General features: G+C 68.1%; 20 protein-coding genes. 6 read left to right on the forward strand and 14 right to left on the reverse strand.

Annotation, left to right across the window (positions count from 1 at the left end; genetic code table 11):
- Window positions 1-118: 118 nt before the first annotated feature.
- On the reverse strand, window positions 119-262 hold the full coding sequence (locus ACFJIX_RS20645) for a hypothetical protein (RefSeq protein WP_377154369.1): 144 nt from the start codon (window positions 260-262) through the stop codon (window positions 119-121).
- 157 nt (window positions 263-419) lie between these two features.
- Here ACFJIX_RS20645 and ACFJIX_RS20650 point away from each other — a divergent pair, with 157 nt between their 5' ends.
- Entirely contained in the window at window positions 420-1,187 is a 768-nt protein-coding gene (locus ACFJIX_RS20650; RefSeq protein WP_377154372.1) for a hypothetical protein, read from the forward strand.
- Window positions 1,188-1,806: 619 nt separating this feature from the next.
- Here the strand turns inward: ACFJIX_RS20650 and ACFJIX_RS20655 are convergent.
- Window positions 1,807-2,655 (reverse strand): hypothetical protein, encoded by an 849-nt coding sequence (locus ACFJIX_RS20655; RefSeq protein WP_377154374.1) that lies wholly within the window; start codon window positions 2,653-2,655, stop codon window positions 1,807-1,809.
- A gap of 16 nt (window positions 2,656-2,671) precedes the next feature.
- A complete protein-coding gene (locus ACFJIX_RS20660; RefSeq protein WP_377154377.1) occupies window positions 2,672-3,346 on the reverse strand; it encodes a DUF6345 domain-containing protein in 675 nt (224 codons plus the stop codon).
- A gap of 230 nt (window positions 3,347-3,576) precedes the next feature.
- Between ACFJIX_RS20660 and ACFJIX_RS20665 the strand changes: the two genes are divergently transcribed.
- On the forward strand, window positions 3,577-3,972 hold the full coding sequence (locus ACFJIX_RS20665; protein WP_377154379.1) for an NAD(P)H-binding protein: 396 nt from the start codon (window positions 3,577-3,579) through the stop codon (window positions 3,970-3,972).
- Here the strand turns inward: ACFJIX_RS20665 and ACFJIX_RS20670 are convergent.
- The 8 genes from ACFJIX_RS20670 to ACFJIX_RS20705 form a co-directional block, all read right to left on the reverse strand.
- The gene (locus ACFJIX_RS20670; RefSeq protein WP_377154381.1) at window positions 3,917-4,318 is read right to left on the reverse strand and encodes a hypothetical protein; all 402 of its coding nucleotides are present in this window, start codon (window positions 4,316-4,318) and stop codon (window positions 3,917-3,919) included. The two genes, ACFJIX_RS20665 and ACFJIX_RS20670, sit on opposite strands and share 56 nt — an antisense overlap.
- A 17-nt stretch (window positions 4,319-4,335) precedes the next feature.
- Window positions 4,336-4,710, reverse strand: coding sequence for a hypothetical protein (locus ACFJIX_RS20675; RefSeq protein ID WP_377154384.1), 375 nt, complete (start codon window positions 4,708-4,710; stop codon window positions 4,336-4,338).
- A complete protein-coding gene (locus ACFJIX_RS20680; RefSeq protein WP_377154387.1) occupies window positions 4,710-5,450 on the reverse strand; it encodes a hypothetical protein in 741 nt (246 codons plus the stop codon). The genes ACFJIX_RS20675 and ACFJIX_RS20680 overlap by 1 nt, the downstream gene beginning before the upstream one ends.
- Before the next feature lie 96 nt (window positions 5,451-5,546).
- Window positions 5,547-5,735: a hypothetical protein gene (locus ACFJIX_RS20685; RefSeq protein ID WP_377154390.1), complete on the reverse strand. Its 189-nt coding sequence runs from the start codon at window positions 5,733-5,735 to the stop codon at window positions 5,547-5,549.
- Entirely contained in the window at window positions 5,732-5,869 is a 138-nt protein-coding gene (locus ACFJIX_RS20690) for a hypothetical protein (protein ID WP_377154393.1), read from the reverse strand. Before ACFJIX_RS20690 ends, ACFJIX_RS20685 begins: the two co-directional genes overlap by 4 nt.
- Before the next feature lie 10 nt (window positions 5,870-5,879).
- Window positions 5,880-6,197 carry a hypothetical protein gene (locus ACFJIX_RS20695; protein WP_377154395.1) on the reverse strand — a complete coding sequence of 106 codons (318 nt, stop codon included), beginning with the start codon at window positions 6,195-6,197 and terminating at the stop codon, window positions 5,880-5,882.
- Window positions 6,194-6,517 carry a hypothetical protein gene (locus tag ACFJIX_RS20700; RefSeq protein WP_377154398.1) on the reverse strand — a complete coding sequence of 108 codons (324 nt, stop codon included), beginning with the start codon at window positions 6,515-6,517 and terminating at the stop codon, window positions 6,194-6,196. The genes ACFJIX_RS20695 and ACFJIX_RS20700 overlap by 4 nt, the downstream gene beginning before the upstream one ends.
- A 156-nt stretch (window positions 6,518-6,673) precedes the next feature.
- Complete coding sequence (locus ACFJIX_RS20705; protein ID WP_377154400.1) at window positions 6,674-7,636, reverse strand: alpha/beta fold hydrolase; 963 nt, start codon at window positions 7,634-7,636, stop codon at window positions 6,674-6,676.
- 251 nt (window positions 7,637-7,887) lie between these two features.
- On the opposite strand from ACFJIX_RS20705, the gene tauA reads away from it, so the two are divergent.
- From tauA to ACFJIX_RS20720, 3 genes are read left to right on the forward strand one after another with little or no spacing between them, the layout of a single operon-like run.
- A complete protein-coding gene (tauA, locus tag ACFJIX_RS20710) occupies window positions 7,888-8,907 on the forward strand; it encodes a taurine ABC transporter substrate-binding protein (protein ID WP_377154402.1) in 1,020 nt (339 codons plus the stop codon).
- Between the two features lie 23 nt (window positions 8,908-8,930).
- Window positions 8,931-9,803 (forward strand): taurine ABC transporter ATP-binding protein, encoded by an 873-nt coding sequence (locus ACFJIX_RS20715; RefSeq protein WP_377154405.1) that lies wholly within the window; start codon window positions 8,931-8,933, stop codon window positions 9,801-9,803.
- Window positions 9,790-10,635 carry an ABC transporter permease subunit gene (locus tag ACFJIX_RS20720; RefSeq protein WP_377154408.1) on the forward strand — a complete coding sequence of 282 codons (846 nt, stop codon included), beginning with the start codon at window positions 9,790-9,792 and terminating at the stop codon, window positions 10,633-10,635. The genes ACFJIX_RS20715 and ACFJIX_RS20720 overlap by 14 nt, the downstream gene beginning before the upstream one ends.
- A 142-nt stretch (window positions 10,636-10,777) precedes the next feature.
- Here the strand turns inward: ACFJIX_RS20720 and ACFJIX_RS20725 are convergent, their stop codons facing one another.
- Together ACFJIX_RS20725 and ACFJIX_RS20730 are read right to left on the reverse strand one after the other, a co-directional pair.
- Window positions 10,778-12,250, reverse strand: a complete 1,473-nt coding sequence (locus ACFJIX_RS20725; RefSeq protein WP_377154412.1) for a chitosanase — start codon at window positions 12,248-12,250, stop codon at window positions 10,778-10,780.
- Entirely contained in the window at window positions 12,132-14,777 is a 2,646-nt protein-coding gene (locus tag ACFJIX_RS20730; RefSeq protein ID WP_377154415.1) for a glycosyl hydrolase family 18 protein, read from the reverse strand. Before ACFJIX_RS20730 ends, ACFJIX_RS20725 begins: the two co-directional genes overlap by 119 nt.
- 505 nt (window positions 14,778-15,282) lie before the next feature.
- Between ACFJIX_RS20730 and ACFJIX_RS20735 the strand changes: the two genes are divergently transcribed.
- Window positions 15,283-17,466 carry a hypothetical protein gene (locus tag ACFJIX_RS20735; protein ID WP_377154418.1) on the forward strand — a complete coding sequence of 728 codons (2,184 nt, stop codon included), beginning with the start codon at window positions 15,283-15,285 and terminating at the stop codon, window positions 17,464-17,466.
- Window positions 17,467-17,604: 138 nt separating this feature from the next.
- Here the strand turns inward: ACFJIX_RS20735 and ACFJIX_RS20740 are convergent, their stop codons facing one another.
- Window positions 17,605-18,057 (reverse strand): MarR family winged helix-turn-helix transcriptional regulator, encoded by a 453-nt coding sequence (locus tag ACFJIX_RS20740; RefSeq protein WP_377154421.1) that lies wholly within the window; start codon window positions 18,055-18,057, stop codon window positions 17,605-17,607.
- Between the last annotated feature and the right edge of the window lie 33 nt (window positions 18,058-18,090).

Consider the following 18,090-nt stretch of genomic DNA (forward strand, 5'->3'; position numbering starts at 1 on the left):
GCCGCTGTGCTGTTCCCCATGCTCCTGATGACCGGCATTCCGTACTACCAGGCGCACGGGCGACTTTTCGAGATCCTTCCCGGTCTGGCGACGCCCGCGCGGTAGCTGACGACCCGGGTCAGCGGACCGGGCGACGCCGACCGTCCTCATCGACCCAGTACCGGCCGCCGTTGCCGTCGGAGTAGACCTCGCGCTCGCGTCCGTCGACGAGCAGCCGTCCGATGACTGCGCCCGCGACGGCGCTGAGGAACGCGGCTCTCACTTCACACACGCAAAACAAAGAGAAAAACAAAGAGAAATAGTGCGCGCCCGGCTCGCGGAATGGGCGATATCCGCCTCCTATACTCGCCGCCGCAAAACGCCGGAGCGGTCCCGTCGATGGACCGCCAGGCAGTCGATTTCAACGGGAGGAGGACCCCATGGTCTCAGTGAAGCGCAAGAACGCTGCCGCATTGGCAGCCCTGTCGGTCATCGTCGCGGCCTGCGGCGGTGGCGGTTCCGACGACGGCCCGGCGCCCGTCATCGCCACGCAGCCGATGAACGCCACTGTGCTCACCGACGGCACGACGATGTTCACGGTCGTGGCCACGGGCAGCGGTCTCGGCTATCAATGGCAGAAGAACGGCGTGGCCATCGCGGGCGCCACGTCCGCGTCGTACCAGACGCCGGCCGTCACGTCCGCGGACAGCGGCGCGAAGTACACGGTCGTGGTGACGAACTCGTCCGGCAGCGTCACGAGCTCGGCCGCGCAGCTGACGCTGCAACTGAGCGCCAACCAGCAGGCCTTCGAGAACCTGATCCTGGCCCCCAGCGCGGGCAGCTACTTCCTGCACTGGAACCTCAACTACTCGGGTCCGCAGATCAATGTCACGAACTACGCCTACTCGGACTTCGGCGTGCTGACAGCGTCGCCGTTGACCAACGGTCCGCAGATCAACGCGCAGAGCGCCCCTCACAACATCACGAGCACCTTGGCGCTTCCCTCGCCGGGACCGACGCGGGTGCTCAAGAATCGGCGTCGTTCTCGTCGTGCCGGCTACCGCAGGGTCGAACAAGGTGAGCTACGTGAACAGCGACGTGCGCGTCGACTCGCTCGCCGCGGACAACACCACGGTGGCGTTCTCGGAGATCCGCAGCAACTACGTGACCGTGCCGCTGACCGGCACCATCGCCGCGACACCGGCTGACTTCGCGCATTTCCACAACTCGTTCTTCTCGAACGCGGGCGTGCTCAACGCCGCGGCCACCTATGCGGCGGGATCGAGTTACGTCAAGTTCGCGCAGACCAACAAGGGCGACCGCTACAACGCCTTCGACTGCACGACGGCGACCACCGGCGCCGCGGTCACGCCGTGCCGCACGGGCATGACGCTGACGGCCGCGATGACCGCCGGCATCGTGTCCAACAGCGACGGCACGACCTACGTCCTGGCCAACGGCGCGGTCCGCACCGTCGACGGCGTGCCGGTCTGGGTGGCGACGAATCCGCGTCCGCAGTCGGCGACGCTGAGCTCGACGGTCCAGTACCGCATCTACTTCGAGCTCAACGGCAACGTCTACACCGGCGCGCTGATCAAGGACGGCACGCTGCTGGGCGGCAGCTACTACGTGTCGAATCCGAGCGGCGCCACGGCCGTCGACCGGCTCACCTTCCTGCCCTTCGACATCCGCATGAACAAGGCCGCGCATGACAGCATCGCGGCGGCGATGAAGATCTGATGGGATCACCGTTGAGCTGAAGGCATTCGGCTCCTCCGTCGCCGCCGGCTTGCGCATCGACTGCGCAACACCGGCGGCGATTTCCTTTCAGGCCGTCAACAGACTCGGCCGCACCTGTTGCCAGCGCTTGCGCTTGGCATCCGCCTCGCCGAGCTCGGTGGCCGCCACGTACGCGATGAACTCGTAGCGCGGCAACTGCTCGGTGTTCACCTCGCCGCGCAGCACGTACGTGGGCACGAGCACGCTCTGCACTTCGGTGGGCGGGATGGCGAGCAGGCCCAGTTCCACCGAGGCCACGGTCACCCTGGCGCGTTCGTCCAGCCGGGCCAGCGCCTCGCTGGCGGCGAAGCGGCGCATCGCCTCCTCGGGCTCGACGCTGGCCCGCGCGCCGATGCGCTCGACCGCCCGGGCGAAGCGGTAGGCCTGCATCATCTGCCCGTCCGCCGCGACGGTGACCTGGGCCTTGGCGCCCGGTCCCACGAGCGGCAATCCGTCAAGCGCGTAGCGGTAGTTGACCTGCAGGCCGACCACCTTGCGTTCGCCCTCGCGCTTGTCTCGCGTGGCCTGGAGCACTGACAGCTCGGTCACCGAGTGGACGTCCGGCCGTGCGTATTCGTCGCCGATCATCGCCATCACGCGCTTGGCCGTCTCGAGCGCGCGCTCGCGATCGGGCGGATCGAGCACCAGGTGGCGGCCTTCCGCATCGATGTCCAGGCGCTCGATGCGCAGCGAGTGGCTGGCCTGGTAGACCTCGAGCGCCGAGGTCTCGTTGCGGCAGACGTACCACGCGCCGGCATCGGCGACATCGCCCTTCATGTCGAAGCGCGCGGCCAGGCGGGCGACCTTGTCCGGTGTCCAGGTGGGCGGCAGGGCCGCATACACGGGCAGCTCGCGGTTCACGCGCGGCAGGTCGGGAAACTGGATCTTCACACTCATCTCGTACTCCTTGAACTCAGCAGGCGCCGCGGGCGTAGTAGAGGACGTTGGGGCTGTCCGGATCCGCCGAGACGCTGCCCTTGCCCCACCAGTGGTCGTTGTAGGTGTCGGTGCCTTCGGCGTCGGCGCGCAGGTAGGCCCATTGCGTGTCCGAGCCCTCGGTGTCCTGACAGGCCTTGATCCAGGCGCGGCGGACGGTCTCGCCGTTGTTCAGGTACTGCGCGAGGATGCGGCCGCGGTCGGCCTCGTCGGAGGTGGTGGTGTGGAAGCCGAGGATGTAATGCAGGCCCTTGAAGACCGGCCATCCCCAGCGGCTGAACACGCCGCTTTCCTCCAGCACGTTGCAGGCGTCCAGCGCGATCCATTCGAGGTCCTGGTCGCCCCAGCGGATCTCGGTGGGCCGGGCGAGCGCGTCGTCGATCTTGACGCCGAAGTGGAAGCCGCCCGGCGAGCCGTGGCCGGAGAAGAACACCATGTCGACGTTGTCGGCCCAGATCGTGTCGGAGCCCGAGGCCGGCGAGCCGACGCCCTGCTGCTCGAAGTCGCGGTCCCACGCGAGGTCGTCGCCCCACTGAAAGCGGCGCGTGGCGCTGAGCGTGTTGTAGAACCCCTCGGCCTGAGGCTTGGTGTTGGTGAGGTCGGACGCCAGCCCGTGGTACTGGCGCACCCATTCGATTCCGATACTGCCCATGTGAACTCCCCTTTGAACAGCGCGACGGCTGTGATTGCGAGGGCGCAAAGATGCGCCGGGGAGGGCAGGGCGGGCAACGCTGGAACTAGGGAGGCGGCGCGGGAGTCGGGGATCAAGCTAGGGGGGCGTGTGGACAGCGGCGACAGGATCGGCCTCATGCCGGGCAACACGTTTGCCCCGATCGGATCGGGCCGCTCCACGGTGGAGGGCCGCCGGAAAGGAACACGACGATGTTGATCATCATGGGTGCATTCGGGCATGTGGGATCCGAGGTGGTGAAGGCCTTGCTGCGCGATGAGCAGGACGTCATCGTCGTGACGCATGACCCGGGGCACGCGTGGCGATGGGAAGGGACCGGCGCGCAGGTCGCGCTGGCGGACGTGAACGATCCGGATGCCATGCGCGCGGTGTTCAGGCAGGGACGACGAGCGGTCGTCACGCCGCGGGAGCAGTGGGAGGCGTCGTTCCGCGGACTGGGGTTCTCGCAGGCGGCGGCGGAGTCCTATGCGCGGATGACCGGCGCCACGCTGGATGGCCTCGATCTGCCCGAGGTGTCCGTCAAGGGCCGCGTCACGATCGACGAGTACGTTCGCGATCTGGTGGCGGCGACGCGTCCTTCGGCGTGAGCAGCGTTGGGGGCAACGCCTCCAGCGCGTGACGCGCGAGGACACGAAGCGGAATCCAGGCCGGGTGCTGCATGGCAGCGAGGTTCGACGCCCGGCCTGAGCCCGCTGGCAGCGTCGTCGCGGGCACCGCGTCGAGCGCGCACACGAGGGCCAAGATCCAGGCTTCCTGCTCGGCGTCGAGATGGCCCTTTCCAACGAGGTACTGACCGGCTTGCACCTCGTCCTTGAGCTCCCAGGCGACATTGAAGTCGCTGACGGATTCGCATTGCTCCTCGGCTGTGGAGGCGAGGATGGCGAGCGCTTCGGCGAAGACGCGATAGGTGTCGGGGACGTGGTCGTCGGACATGCGCGATCGATCGTTGCTCACAAACATTGCCCCTGCACCGCGCATGCCGCGATCAGGAGAAGCACCGGGGCCATCGCGCCGGAGAAAGCCGAGAGGGTCAATCCCGCGGCGATCTTTCCCGGCAAGGACCAGCCTCGTAGCAGCGTCCGCATGAGGACGGACGCGCCTAGCAAGGGAACGGCATACGCCGCGGCAAGCGTCGGGAAGTGAATCAGGCCGTCGTTGGGCGTGACCGCCCGCATCGTGACGTAGAGCAATGTGGCCGACGCGAGCAGTATGGCCATCGAAGCGGCGCCGTACGCCAGGAGCGTGGACCTGCGCATGTCAAACCAGGCCAGGCCGATCATTGCGATCGCGAGCGGCACGAAGAAGAAGAGTTGCGCACGGAGCATCAGCAGCCGAACGCCGTCAGATAGGTCGTCGGCGGGTTCTTTCCTGGCCGGGCCCGGCTCGACAGCACCAAGGCCTCATGGGACGAGTTCGGGCCGTTGAGGTGGAACAGGAAGTCCGGCCGACCGTCACCGTCGAAATCGCCCAGCGCCTCGATGGTCACGTCCCATCCATAGCCGCCGAGATCGTATTCATACCGTTGGCCTTCGATCTCCAACGTGAACTGCGTGCCCTCGCCATACGGACGGCCATCGGCGGTCCGCAAGCCGTTCTGCAGCGTGAAGGCATAGGACAGTTCGGCGAGTTTGAGCTGGAAGCGATGGCCAAGTTCCGGCACCAGGCGCGTCGTGCCGTTCTTGAACCGATGCAGCGGCACGACGCCCGCTTTCAGTCGCGAGCCGGGAAGTCGAACGTAGAGATCCCCGTCGTCGGAAGCGCCACCCCGATCGTCCAGCTCGATCTCCTGTTGCTGCTCGGCGATCTGTCGATGCGCGAGGATGGGCTTGAACACGGTTTTCGCCTCGTTCGTCGGGAGCAGCGTCAGCGTCATCGTGGCGGCCTTGGCGTCGACGCGCATCGCCACCCACCCGTCCATCGGCCACTGCGCGGCGGGGATCTTGTCGAACGGAGCGGGCACCTCGTAGCTGCCGACGGAGCCGCGCCACTCGCCCTGTTGCAGCATCACGCCGGGCGGCGCGAGTGGGGGATCCGCCGCGTTGACTGCCGTGACCGCAGCGATCAATCCGACGCTCCACGCGAGGCATCGCACCCGACGGTGGCAAGCGAGAGAAGACAGGGGTCGAATGAAGCGGTTCATGCGGTCCTGGGGTGCTGACATTCAGTGGTCGGGATCGGTCCAGCTTGGGCGCAAACCACGGGCGGACTCGTCTCGTACTTTATCCAGCGATTGCGGGTCGCCCATGCGGGCTTCGATCTCGCCGACACATCCCCAACAGTCACCGCCGCAGTCGGTTGACAGCGGATCGTCGGGCTGGCCGAGCAGCCGGTCGCAGAGCTTGCACTTCATCGATCTCTTGGGCCGGAGTTCCGCACTGTGTCGTCCGTCACCACGTCATTGCCGCCGTCGAGTGCCATCTCCCGGCCCGTCCACCGGGTGATGCGGGCTCCGTCGAGCTGCATCACGCTCATCTCAGGATTCATGGACCGCTCTTTACCAGTTGATGTTGGCCGAGCGGCATTCACACAAAGACACGCCTTTCGGCACCCCACGCCCGCACTTGTGGCAGGCGTTGTCCACCGCGAGATGAAGGGCCAGGGCTTTCGCCGCTCGCGGTTCGAGGCCGAGCAGCATCTCGGCATGCTTCGAAGCCTCCAGGCGATCCCGTTGAGCGAGTGCGCCAAGCAGGGCCGCATCTTCCTCCCTCAGGTCCGAGGGCCACACGACGACGGCTCGACATTTGAGGCACTTGATGTGCGGGCGGCCGGCGGGGTCGATCAACGGCGCGCGCGTTGAAGTGATGCTGCTCATCGCGGTTCCCAAAGCGTCTGGTCGCGCCACGTGAAGATCACGAACCACGGCAGTCCGCCGATGTCGACGAGGATGGCCAGGAGCGCGAGGAGCGATGTACCCAAGGTGCCCGAGCCCACGATGACGGCCATGACGGCGATCACGTTGCCGACAACGGGAATGCCGGAGACGTGTCGATGCTCAAACTGTGGATGCCGCCAGCTCAAGTACAACGGCCGGCCGAACGCAAGCCAGATGTTGAAGAGCGCGAACACCAATGCGAGAGTCGCCAGGCCCAAGGCGGTCCAGGAAAAAGAGGCGGGGAGCGTCGCGGTCGCCATCGAGTGCAACACCAACGCGAACGGCAAAAACGCCCAGCGCTATCCCGGCGAGTCTGCGAGCGATCGTCATGCATCGAGTGTCGAAGGGGGCATGGCGATAGAGTTTATCGGTGGCGACCTTAGAGCAATCCGTGTTTCCGAACCGGTCTCCTCAAATCACCGCCACGCCGCGAGGAACTCCCCCACATCCTTCGCCGACTGCTCCGGAATCTCCCGCTGCGGCAGGTGACCCACGTTCGGATAGACGATCAGCTTCGCGCCAGGGATCGCCGCGGCGAAGCGGCGCGAGTGCTCGACCGGGATCAGCGGGTCGTAGTCGCCGTGCAGCACCAGCGTCGGCACCTTCACGGTGGCGAGCAGCTCCTTGGTCGCCGTCGCATGACTCGCGGGCGAGGCCGACATCAGGATGTCCCGATGGCCCGGATAGCGCTGGTAGCGGGCCCAGCGGTCGATCACCGCGTCGGTGATGAGCGCCTTGTCGTGGACCTGCGCGGTCAGGCCTTGCTTGATCAGCGGACGGTTGTCGATGCTGGCGAGCAGGTCGCGGCCCCACTTGTATTGCAGCAGGCGGAAGGCGAGTGAAGGACTTGCGCCGGTGGCATCGCTGGGCCAACCGGCCGCGGACACCAGCACCAGCGCCTGCACGCGCTCCGGCGCCGCCAGCGCGAGCTTCCACGCCACGCCGCCGCCCATCGAGTTGCCCGCCACCGCGAAGCGCTTCACCCCGATCTTGTCGGCGAAGCCCAGCACGATCGCGGTGAAGGCGTTGCCATCGAGCACGAAGCCCGCCGGCGCGGCCGTCAGGCCGTGGCCGGGCAGGTCCAGGCTGATGACGCGCCACTTCTCGCGCAGCACCGGCGACCAGCCTTCCCAGGTCGCATAGGAATCGCCGTAGCCGTGGAGCAGCAGCAGGACCGGCGCGTCGGCCGGCCCTTCGTCGCGGTAGTGCAGCCGCAGGCCGGGGCTGACCTCGACGTAGTGCTCATGAGGTGTCTGGAACTCGCGCTCCAGCTGCTCGGCGGGCAGGTCGGGCGCGCGCAGCGACCACCACGCGATCGCCGCCAGCGCGACCAGCGCCAGCAGCACGACGAGAACGACATACGAAAGGATCTTCAGCAAGGCGGGACTCCAGTAGGAGGCGAGAGCCTAACCACCTGCGCGCCTGTCGCGCCAGTGCCGCTTGGACGCATGCCGCATATGCAGATGCGGACGACTTCCTTGGGCGCTGGGGCGGCGCTGCCCAGAATCCCGGCCAGCGCCGCTTGCGGCATCACGGGCTCGTCCGTCCGGTCGACCGATCGACTGATCGACCGACCGATCGACGGATAGACAAATGGACGGGGCGAGCTCTCCGACTTCAAGGGAATGCGATGAAACGATCTTGGATCCGCGTGTTGACTGCCGGGTTGAACGGCGCATTGGCGGGTGCGTTGGCGCTGTCCTCCAGCGCGTGGGCGCAGACGCGCGAGGTCACCTTCGCCTATCAGGACATGCTGGTGCCGCTGCGCACGCTGATCGAGTCCGGCGAGCTGGAGAAGAGCACCGGCTACAAGATCCAGTGGCGGCAGTTCGGCGGCGGCGGCGACGTCATCCGCGCGATGGCCTCCGGCGACGTGCAGATCGGCGAGGCCGGCTCCAGTCCGATCGCCGCCGCCGCGAGCCAGGGTCAGGACCTGCGCCTGTTCTGGATCCTGGACGACATCGCCGACGCCGAGGCGCTCGTGGCCCGCAACGGCAGCGGCATCCAGTCGTGGAAGGACCTGAAGGGCAAGAAGGTCGCGACGCCCTTCGTCAGCACCTCGCACTACCAGCTGCTGGTGGGGCTGAAGCTGGAAGGCGTCGACCCGAAGGACGTGCAGATCGTCAACCTGCGTCCGCCCGAGGTCGCCGCCGCCTGGGAGCGCGGCGACATCGACGCCGCCTTCGTCTGGGATCCGGCGCTGGCCCGCATCAAGGCCAGCGGCAAGGTCATCGCGACCTCCGGCAGCATCGGCCGCAAGGGCCATCCGACCTTCGACGGACTCGTCGTCAACGCGCAATGGGCGGCGAAGCACGAGGCCTTCGTCGTCGCGCTGGTGCAGGCGCTGTCGCGCGCCGACGCGACGTACCGCACCCAGGGCGCGCGCTGGACGCCCGACACGCCGGAGGTCCGCGCGATCGCGAAGTGGAGCAAGGCCGATCCGAAGGACGTGCCCGCCGCCATCGCGCTCTACCGCTTCCCGACGCCGCAGGAACAGCTCTCGCCCCAGTGGCTGGGCGGCGGCGCCGCGAAGGCGCTGGCCAACACCGCGGCCTTCCTCAAGGAGCAGGGCCGGGTGCAGGAGCTCAAGCCGGACTACGGCGCCTTCGTCACCGGTGAGTACGTGAAGAAGGCGCTGGCGGCGCGCTGAGGCGCCGAAGACGACGCCCAACGATGACGACGCTCGAACTGCGCGGACTCGAGATCCGCTACGCCGGCCCCGACGGCGCCGCCGTGCAGGCGCTTGCGCCGGTGGACCTGCGCGTCGCCGGCAGCGAGTTCGTCGTGCTGCTCGGCGCGTCGGGCTGCGGCAAGACCAGCCTGCTCCATGCCGTGGCCGGCTTCCTGCCGCCGAGCGACGGCGAGATCCTGCTCGACGGCCAGCCGGTCGAAGGTCCGGGCGCCGATCGTGGCGTCGTGTTCCAGCGCCATGCCTTGCTGCCGTGGCTGAACGTGCGCGACAACGTGGCCTTGCCGCTGCGCATCCGCGGTGTCGGCAAGGCCGAGCGACATGAGGCCGCCGAGCGATGCCTCTCCCTGCTCGGGCTCGCCGGGCAGGGCGCGCGCCGCATCTGGGAACTCTCGGGCGGCATGCAGCAGCGCGTGGGCATCGCGCGGGCGCTGGCCAGCGATCCGGCCCTGCTGCTGATGGACGAGCCGCTCGGTGCGCTCGACGCCTTCACGCGCGAGCAGGTGCAGGAGCAGCTGCTGCGGGTCTGGCAGCGGACCGACAAGCTGGTGCTCTTCATCACGCACTCGGTCGAGGAGGCGCTGTTCATGGCCACGCGGCTCGTGTTGATGAGCCCCGGCCCGGGCCGCATCGTGCGCGAGTTCGACGCGCTGCCGTTCTCGCGCCGCTTCCTCGCGCACGGCGATGCGCGCGCGGAGAAGTCCAGCCGCGAGTTCATCGAGTTGCGCGAGGAGGTGCTCGCGCAGTTGCATGGGCGTCACGTCGCGCCGCTGTCGGCGCCTGCCAAGCCCGGTGAAGACCCTGTCCAGGGCGTCCGCCAGGACCCCCCCGTGGAGCTGCGGCATGCCGCCGCCTGAGCGCGCGGCGGCGACGCCGGCGAAGACCGCGCCGGCCGCGCGGGTCAGTCGCTTCATCGGATTGGAGGAGGGTTCCACCCGATGGATCAGTGTCGGCACGATCGCCGCGCTCCTGCTGCTGTGGTGGCTCGTGACCGCGGCGGGTTGGGTCAAGCCCTTGTTCCTGCCGTCGCCGCAGGCGGTGGGTCGACAGTTCGCCGAATACCTCACCGGCCAGGCCAACGACCTGCCGCTGTGGCGGCACCTGGCCGCCAGCCTGGCGCGCGTGATGGGCGCCTTCGTGCTGGCGTGCGCGACGGCGATCCCGATCGGTCTGGCGATGGGCATGTCGCGTTGGGCGCGCGGGCTGCTCGATCCGCCGCTGGAGTTCTACCGCCCGCTGCCGCCGCTGGCCTATCTGCCGCTGATCATCATCTGGTTCGGCATCGACGAGATTCCGAAGGTGCTGCTGATCTACCTGTCGTGCTTCGCGCCGCTCGCATTGGCCGCGCGCTCCGGCATGCGCAGCGCTGCGCCGGAGCAACTGCAGGCTGCGCTGTCGATGGGCGCGAGCCGCTGGCAGCTGCTGCGCCACGTCGCGCTGCCGGCGGCGTTGCCCGAGATCCTTGTGGGCATGCGCATCGCGGTCGGTTTCGGCTGGACCACGCTGGTCGCGGCCGAGATGGTGGCCGCGTCTTCCGGGCTCGGCCAGATGGTGCTCAACGCCTCCAACTTCCTGCGCACCGACATCGTCGTGATGGGCATCCTGGTCATCGGCGGCGTGGCCTGGGCCTTCGATCTGCTGATGCGCCGCGTCGAGCGTCACCTGGTGCCCTGGCGCGGACGGGCCTGAGCCCCTCATCGCCAAGGCCCGCGTGCACGGGTCTCAGTGGGGCCGGAATGGGGCTTGAGGGTCCAGGAGGGAGCCCTCATGCCCCGTGGAGAGCCCGCGCCTGGCCTTCCGAAGTCGGTCGGCGCTGACGCGGGCATGGCGCTCATTTGATCGAGTAGCTGTCCCCGTACACCTTCCAGTTCAGCGGTGTCTTCAGGTCCAGATTCCCCGCCTTGAGCCACACGCGCTGCGCGGTCTCCACGCGGCTGACGTCGCTGTGCGCCTCTTCGGTCTTCATCGCGGCCACGCGCGCATCGAGGAAGGCGTTGAGGTAGGTGACCTCATTGCCGCCCTGCGCGGGCGTCTTCGCCTTGGCCATCGCCGCCTTGCGGATCCCGCCGAAGCTCACGCCGCTGTTGCCCGGGCCGTGCATCACGATCGCGTCGTAGTAGATGAACTGGCCGAGCGCCTTCAGCCCGTCGTTCTTGGCCTGCTGCACCGAGGGGTTGAAGTAGACGCGGTCGCGCTCGTGGTCCTGGGCCTGCTGGAAGAGCGTGTCGCTCGCGGCCGTCTTCCAGTCGCCCTGGAAGTTGGGATCGAGGCCGGCATGCGAGTCGCTGCCGTTGACCGATCGCAGCGCGTTCAGGTACTTCGCGAGCACGTTGCCCGGCTTGACCGAGTTGTAGTACTGGACCAGCTCCAGCATGTCGCCGGTGCCGGAGCAGAAGCCGATGATGCCCGCCGTGTAGCCGCGGCCGTCGCGGATGTCCTGGATGTAGCGGTACTGCGCCTTCCAGTCGAGTGACGAGTTCTCTGCGCTGGAGACGATCTGCATGGCGATGTCCTTGACCTTCGGGTCGGACAGGCCGGCTGAAGGTGCCGGAGCGGGCGCAGGGGCCGGTGCCGGGGCGGGAGCAGGTGCCGGAGCGGGAGCCGGCGAAGGAGCCGGCGCCGGCGATGGCGCGGGCGCCGGAGCGCCCACCGCTTTCAGCTTCCAGCGCTGGTTCGCGCCACCGGTGCAGTCCCATTGCTGGATCGCACCGCCGGCAGCCGTCGAATGGTCCTTCACGTCGACGCACTTGCCGCTGTGGCGCGCCTTCAGCGTGTAGCCGTCGGCGGAAGGCGCGACCAGGAAGCGCTGGTTGTCCGTCGGCGCCGTTGCCCATTGCTGGATCAGCGCGCCGTTGGCGGTGGAGACGTCCGTCACGTCCAGCGACTTGCCGCTGGCGACGTTGACCAGCCGATAGCTGCCGCCGGTGTCGGCGCGCAGCTCGAAGCGCTGCGAGGCCTGCGTGCCACAGCGGTTCTGCTGCAGCTTCGTGCCGTTGGCGCCGACGGTGCCGGCGATGTCCAGGCAGAGACCGGACTCGCCGGACTCGATGGTGTAGAGGCCGGCCGCGACGGTGACCGCGCCGGCGGCGAGGGCACGTGCGTCGGGCGCGTTCTCGCTGGCGGCGTCGGAGGCGGCCGATGCCGCCGCAGCGGCGGACTGCGCGAAGACGCTCTTGCCGGCGTCGTCACCGCCTCCGCCGCCGCAGGCGGTCAGGCAGGCGCTGGCGACCGCGAGCAGCGCGGGCGTGGCCAGGAAACTCGAAGCACGCGGTGGCCGCGGAGCGGCGGGAAAGTGATGGTTCATGACGGAGGCTCCTTATTTCCACTCGGAAGATTGCAGCAGCGGATCCGCTGTGAGGCCGAACGTCGAGCCGACCTTCTGGCCGACGGTGCCAGGTGTTGCCAGCGGCGCGGCGCCGCAGGTGCCGCCCCCTGTCTTGATGATGGCCCACAGCATCGCGCCGTCCCGCGCGTTGCGGTTGGGGCGCGCTGCCGTTCAGCACCGCGTTGGTATAGCGCTGCACCGAGTACGGCTGGTTGAGGGGGGCGCCGTACTGGCTCTTCAGGTTGCGCGAACCGGTGCACTGCGCGTCGCCGTCGTTGACCACCAGCAGACCGCCGGCCCAGCCCTCGGGCGCCGGCTCCAGGCCGATGGACACGATGGTCTTGGCCGGGAACAGCGAGCGGTAGTCGTTGTACGCGGTCACGCCGTCGTAGTTCTCGAAGCGCGCGTCGTAGCTCATCACGTTGACCATGTCGAGCATGTTGGCCACGGCCGGGAACTTGCGCACCACCGCGCGCTCGCGGCCCGCGTTGCCGCCCCAGAACGAGACCTTGCCCGCGCAGGACGCGTCGGCGGAGGTCGCCGCCGTGCAGTCCGCGCCCGTCGACCAGCCGGCCAGCGTCAGCACGCGGCCGTTGCCGGCGATGTCCACCGCGCGGCGCAGCGCCTTGATGACGTTGGCGTAGCGGTCCACGTCGCCGTCGGTCTCGTAGTCCACGTCGAGACCGTCGAAGCCGAGCTCCGTCTGGATCTTCGCCAGCGCGTTGATCGTCGGTCCGTTGCCAGCCGCGCCTTCCGCGGCGAGCGTGCCCCAGTTGTTGTAGGTCGCGCCGCCGACGGCCAGGATGACCTTCTGGTTGCGCTGGTGCAGCACGTCGATCGCGGCCTTGATGTCACGCGGCGTCGCGTTGAAGTTGATGCCGGTGCCCGAGAAGGTGTTGGCCGACAGCCCCGCCCACGAGAAGGCCGGATCCGCGAAGGACACCATCACATGCGTGTAGGTGGCCGGCGTGCGCGCGAACTTGCTGGCCTTGTAGACGTCGTTGGCCGACTTGCCGGTGGCGTCGAACCAGTTGTCGCTCCAGGTCGGGTAGTAGCCGACGTAGACGCGGCGCGTCTGCGTCGCCTTCAGCGCTTCGGGCAGCGTCAGGGCGCCGCCGGGCGAGGGCGCCGGCGCGGGGCTCGGCGATGGCGCGGGCGAGGGCGACGGGGCCGGAGAAGGCGAGGGTGCCGGCGAAGGCGCGGGCGTCGGTGCGGGCGCAGGCGCCGGCGAGCCGTTGCAGCTCGCCGAGGTCGGCGTCCACAGCGACGGTGTCGCGGCCGGGTTCCAACCGGTGCCGACCCACGCGGTGTGCGTCACCAGCGCCTTGTAGGTCTTGCCCTGGTAGCTGACCACCTGGCCGGCGGTGAAGGTCTTGCCTTCGGCCCAGGCCACGCAGGTGCCGGGGTTTGGCGCGGGAGCGGGCGAAGGACTCGGGGCAGGGCTCGGGCTCGGAGCAGGAGTGGGCGACGGCGCGGGCGCCGGCGGCTGCGGCGCCGGAGAAGGCGCGGGCGAGCCGCTCTTCGCCGCGGCGAAGGCCTGCCAGTACTCGAAGTCGCGCGTGTTGGCGCGGCTGTACTCGCCGAGAGCGCCGTTGCCGACGCGGTCGCGCTGCGCGGCCCAGTAGGACAGCAGGCCCACGCCCTTCTGTTTGGCGAAGTTGGCCACCGTCACGGCATCCGCCGGGGTGAAGACCTCGGACGCCACGTCGTTCTGGCCGATCATCGGCGTGATGCCGATCATGGCCCACAGCTGCGCATCGGTCTTGCCGGGATACAGCGGCTTGAGCTGCGCCACCGTCTGCGTCGCGGCGGAGACCGCCAGGTCGCCCATGCGCTTGCCGTTGCTGTAGTAGCCGCCGTAGTCCATCGTCATCAGGTTGACGATGCTGATCTTCACGCCGGCGTTGACGGCGCTGCGCAGCAGCTCGACCGCCTCGCGCTGCAGGCCGCCGGTGTCGTTGGCGTTGACGTAGGGAACGACCGGCAGCGTGAACGAGGTGTACAGGTCCGGATAGATGGACTGCAGCTGCTGGATCGCGGCGTTGCGCACGTTGTTCAGGCGCGTGTCGCCGAGCTGGCCGCCTTCGATGTCCCAGTCGATCGAACGCGTGCCGTTCGCGTCGATCAGGCGGCGCAGCTGCGCGACCAGGTCGTTCACCGAGCAGGTCGATTCCAGGTAGGTGCCGTTGGCGCCGCCCAGGGACAGGATGACCCGGCCGCCGGACTTGATGTAGGCCTTGATGTCGGCTTGGAAGCTGGGGTTGCTGATCGTCGTTTCCAGACCGCCGCCGACCGTGCAGCCGCCGCCGGACACGCCGAAGGCCAGCGTCACGGCGTCGATGCCGGCCTTGGACTTCGCCTCGCTCAGCGTCTTGATGCCGTACGCGCCGCTGCCGAAGCCCCAGGTGAAGAAGTAGGGCGCGACGATCGTGCCCGCCTGGGCCTGCGATCCCGCGGCCAGCAGCGCGGCGGCCAACGCCACCGCCTTGATTTGTCCAGTACGCATGTGCAATCACTCCTGCTGTCTCGCACCGGTGGGCGTGCGGGCTTGTTGTTCGCGATAAAACCACCATGAAACCAGTGGCGGAATGTAGGAACAGCAGGAAAGTCACGCTGTGACAAGCAGTATGCGGATGCGGTGTCGGAGTGTGTCGAATACTGCAAAACATCACGTCGCCGTCGGCACTCCCTATTTTCCTGTGGCTGGAATATGGGACGACGGCACCCGAGCGGTGCATTCACGCCGACGAGCGGCGAAAGTCCTTGATGTGTAAGGGAGTGAAGGCGATCCGACGAACGGTGAATCAAGTCGGAAACCGTGTGGCGAATCCTCCTACCTCTTTCGGGCGAAGAATTGACAGGTTTGAAAACATTTGTGCGGACCGGCCCCGTCATTGCGGGGGAGAGGGGGTATTTCCGACCGCTGATCGGAAACAGCCGGACACGGTCGAAGTATTGGATTGGTATTTCTTCTTCCTAGACTCGCGCCACTTTCAGGAAGGAGATTCGTCATGGCATGGAATCAAGGACGGGCGTGGCCCCTGCACGCGCTGCTGGCGGCCGGCTGGATCGCCGCGCTGACGCTGTCGGCGGAGGACGCCGACGCGGCCACGCTGCGCGCGGCGGCCAACAACAACTTCGTCAGCGCGACGGCGACCGGCTCCTCATACCTCACGGCGACCGCCGGCGCGGCCAACAGTTGGGAGCAGTTCGACGTCGTCAACAACGGCAACGGCACGGTGTCGTTCCGGGCGCGCATCAGCGGCAACTTCGTCTCCGCCGACATCGGCCTGGCCGCGCCCAACACCGGCCGCCTGATCGCCAACCGGCGCACCGCCGATGCGTGGGAGCAATTCGTCGTCGTGCCGCAGGCCAACGGCACGGTGGCGCTGCGCTCGGTGGCCAGCGGGCTGTACGTCAGCGCCGACCTGAACCTCGGCGGCGTGCTCGTGGCCAACCGCAACGCGGTGCAGGCCTGGGAGCAGTTCGTCATCGCGGACCAGCCGACGACGCCTCCGACGCCGCCCACCACCGGAACGCCGCCGGACTTCGGGTCCAGCGTGCACATCGTCAGCCCGACCACGCCCAACCTGCAGGGCGTGATCGACGGCATCTACAACGCGCAGCAGCCGAATCATTTCGGCCCGCGCCGCGACGCCATCCTGCTGACGCCGGGCACCTACAACAACCTGCGCATCCCGGTGGGCTTCTACACGCAGGTGCTGGGCCTGGGCAGCCATCCGGACCTGGTCCACGTCAACGGCGACCTGCGCTCCAACGCCTTCCTGGGCGGCGACAACGCGACGCAGAACTTCTGGCGCGGCGCCGAGAACTTCTCGGTCACGCCCAGCCTGGGCATCGGCAACAACACGATGCAGTGGGCGGTCTCGCAGGCGATCCCGTTCCGGCGCATGCACGTGCGCGGCAACATCAAGCTCAACCAGAACAGCGGCTGGTCCAGCGGCGGCTGGTTCTCCGACGTGCTGGTGGACGGGCAGGTGAACTCCGCCAGCCAACAGCAATGGATCTCGCGCAACAGCCAGTGGGGCAGTTGGACGGGCTCCAACTGGAACATGGTCTTCGTCGGCGTGCCCAACGCGCCGGCGGGCAGCTTCCCGACCGCGGGCCAGCGCTATACCAAGATCGCGCAGACGCCGGTGGTCCGCGAGAAGCCCTTCCTCTTCATCGACACCGACGGCAGCTACGCGGTGCGCGTGCCCGCGCTGCGCCAGAACAGCAGCGGCATCTCCTGGAATAACGGCGGCGCGACGCCGGGACGCACGATCCCGATCGGGCAGTTCCACATCGCCAAGCCGGGCGACACCGCGGCCACGATCAACACGCAGCTGGCGGCCGGCAAGCACCTGCTGTTCACACCTGGCACCTACGTGCTGACGCAGCCGCTGCGCGTGAACAATCCGGACACGGTGGTGCTGGGCATCGGCTTCCCGACGCTGCGCTCGGACAACGGCCAGCCGCTGATGCAGACGGCGGACGTGGACGGGTTGACGATCTCGGGCCTGTTCTTCGACGCGGGCGCGGTGGAATCGGGCGTGCTGCTCGAGGTCGGCCCGAACGGCGCGGCCGCCAACCACGCGGCCAACCCGACGGTGCTGCATGACCTGTTCTTCCGCGTCGGCGGCGCGGCGGCGGGCAGGGTCCGCATTGCGCTGAGCGTGAACGCGAACAACACCATCGTCGATCACACCTGGGTCTGGCGCGCCGACCACGGCGCCGGCGTAGGCTGGACGCAGAACCCGTCGGAGAACGGCCTCTGGGTCAACGGCAACGACGTGACCATGTACGGGCTGTTCGTCGAGCACTTCCAGAAGCACCAGGTGGTCTGGAACGGCAACGGCGGCCGCGTGTACTTCTATCAATCGGAGATCCCGTACGACCCGCAGAGCCAGGCCGGCTGGAACAGCCCGACCGGCCGCGGCTGGGCCTCGTACAAGGTGGCGGACAGCGTCACCAGCCACGAGGCCTGGGGACTGGGCGTCTACAGCGTGTTCACCAATGGCGGCATCCTGCTGGATCGCGCGATCGAGGCGCCGGTCAACGGCAACGTGCGCTTCCACAACATGATCTCGGTCTGCCTGGGCAACAACGGCGGCATCGTGCACGTGATCAACAACACCGGCGCGCAGACCGGCTGCAATGCCTCGTTCACGCCGACGGTGACGAACTTTCCCTGAGCGGAAGTCGACACGTCGTTCACGGGTGAGGCCGCCGGGAGGCGGTCCGCCGTGAGCGAAGGTGCCGCGACGGCCTGAATGGCAACGCCCGCACGACGCGAGTCCTGCGGGCGTTGTCGTCGGCGGGCGGTGGCGGGATCAGGGCGCGTCGGTCGCGCCTTCCAGCGCGTCGACGAACTTCGTCATCAGACGCACCAGATCGTCGAGCTCTTCCTTGCTCCACTCGCCGAAGATCTGATGGCCCATGCGCTGGCGCGCATCGTCGATGCGATCGGTCATCGCCTGACCCTCGGCGGTGACGACGGCCTCGCGGACGCGGCTGTCCTGAGCGCTCTTCTGGCGGCTGACCAGGTTCAAGGACTCCAGCTTCGCCACTTGGCGGCTCACCGTCGTGTAGTCGCGTCCCACGCGATCAGACAGGTCCACCACGCCGATCGGTCCGAAACGCTCGATGCCCACGAGCAAGGGGAACAGCGCCCGGTCCAGCAGCACGCCCGCTTCCTCGATCAGGCGCTCGTCGTTGCGCGGGCGGTTCATCACGCTCGCGATGCGGATCAGCGCGCCGTGCAAGGCCTTCAGTTGGGTCGACATATGTGCGGATCTTGCACATTTTTTCGAGCCGGC

The sequence above is a fragment of the Roseateles sp. UC29_93 genome (assembly GCF_042695725.1).
GTDB classification, from domain to species: Bacteria; Pseudomonadota; Gammaproteobacteria; order Burkholderiales; family Burkholderiaceae_C; genus Roseateles; species Roseateles noduli_A.

Coding starts and splice junctions, on each gene's coding strand:
- ACFJIX_RS20715 (WP_377154405.1), top strand. CDS start 8,931: ATGACGACGCTCGAACTGCGCGGACTCGAGATCCGCTACGCCGGCCCC.
- ACFJIX_RS20730 (WP_377154415.1), bottom strand. CDS start 14,777: ATGCGTACTGGACAAATCAAGGCGGTGGCGTTGGCCGCCGCGCTGCTG.
- ACFJIX_RS20665 (WP_377154379.1), top strand. CDS start 3,577: ATGTTGATCATCATGGGTGCATTCGGGCATGTGGGATCCGAGGTGGTG.
- ACFJIX_RS20650 (WP_377154372.1), top strand. CDS start 420: ATGGTCTCAGTGAAGCGCAAGAACGCTGCCGCATTGGCAGCCCTGTCG.
- ACFJIX_RS20740 (WP_377154421.1), bottom strand. CDS start 18,057: ATGTCGACCCAACTGAAGGCCTTGCACGGCGCGCTGATCCGCATCGCG.
- ACFJIX_RS20720 (WP_377154408.1), top strand. CDS start 9,790: ATGCCGCCGCCTGAGCGCGCGGCGGCGACGCCGGCGAAGACCGCGCCG.
- ACFJIX_RS20685 (WP_377154390.1), bottom strand. CDS start 5,735: ATGAAGTGCAAGCTCTGCGACCGGCTGCTCGGCCAGCCCGACGATCCG.
- ACFJIX_RS20695 (WP_377154395.1), bottom strand. CDS start 6,197: ATGAGCAGCATCACTTCAACGCGCGCGCCGTTGATCGACCCCGCCGGC.
- ACFJIX_RS20660 (WP_377154377.1), bottom strand. CDS start 3,346: ATGGGCAGTATCGGAATCGAATGGGTGCGCCAGTACCACGGGCTGGCG.
- tauA (WP_377154402.1), top strand. CDS start 7,888: ATGAAACGATCTTGGATCCGCGTGTTGACTGCCGGGTTGAACGGCGCA.
- ACFJIX_RS20690 (WP_377154393.1), bottom strand. CDS start 5,869: ATGAATCCTGAGATGAGCGTGATGCAGCTCGACGGAGCCCGCATCACC.
- ACFJIX_RS20655 (WP_377154374.1), bottom strand. CDS start 2,655: ATGAGTGTGAAGATCCAGTTTCCCGACCTGCCGCGCGTGAACCGCGAG.
- ACFJIX_RS20725 (WP_377154412.1), bottom strand. CDS start 12,250: ATGAACCATCACTTTCCCGCCGCTCCGCGGCCACCGCGTGCTTCGAGT.
- ACFJIX_RS20675 (WP_377154384.1), bottom strand. CDS start 4,710: ATGCTCCGTGCGCAACTCTTCTTCTTCGTGCCGCTCGCGATCGCAATG.
- ACFJIX_RS20670 (WP_377154381.1), bottom strand. CDS start 4,318: ATGTCCGACGACCACGTCCCCGACACCTATCGCGTCTTCGCCGAAGCG.
- ACFJIX_RS20735 (WP_377154418.1), top strand. CDS start 15,283: ATGGCATGGAATCAAGGACGGGCGTGGCCCCTGCACGCGCTGCTGGCG.
- ACFJIX_RS20700 (WP_377154398.1), bottom strand. CDS start 6,517: ATGGCGACCGCGACGCTCCCCGCCTCTTTTTCCTGGACCGCCTTGGGC.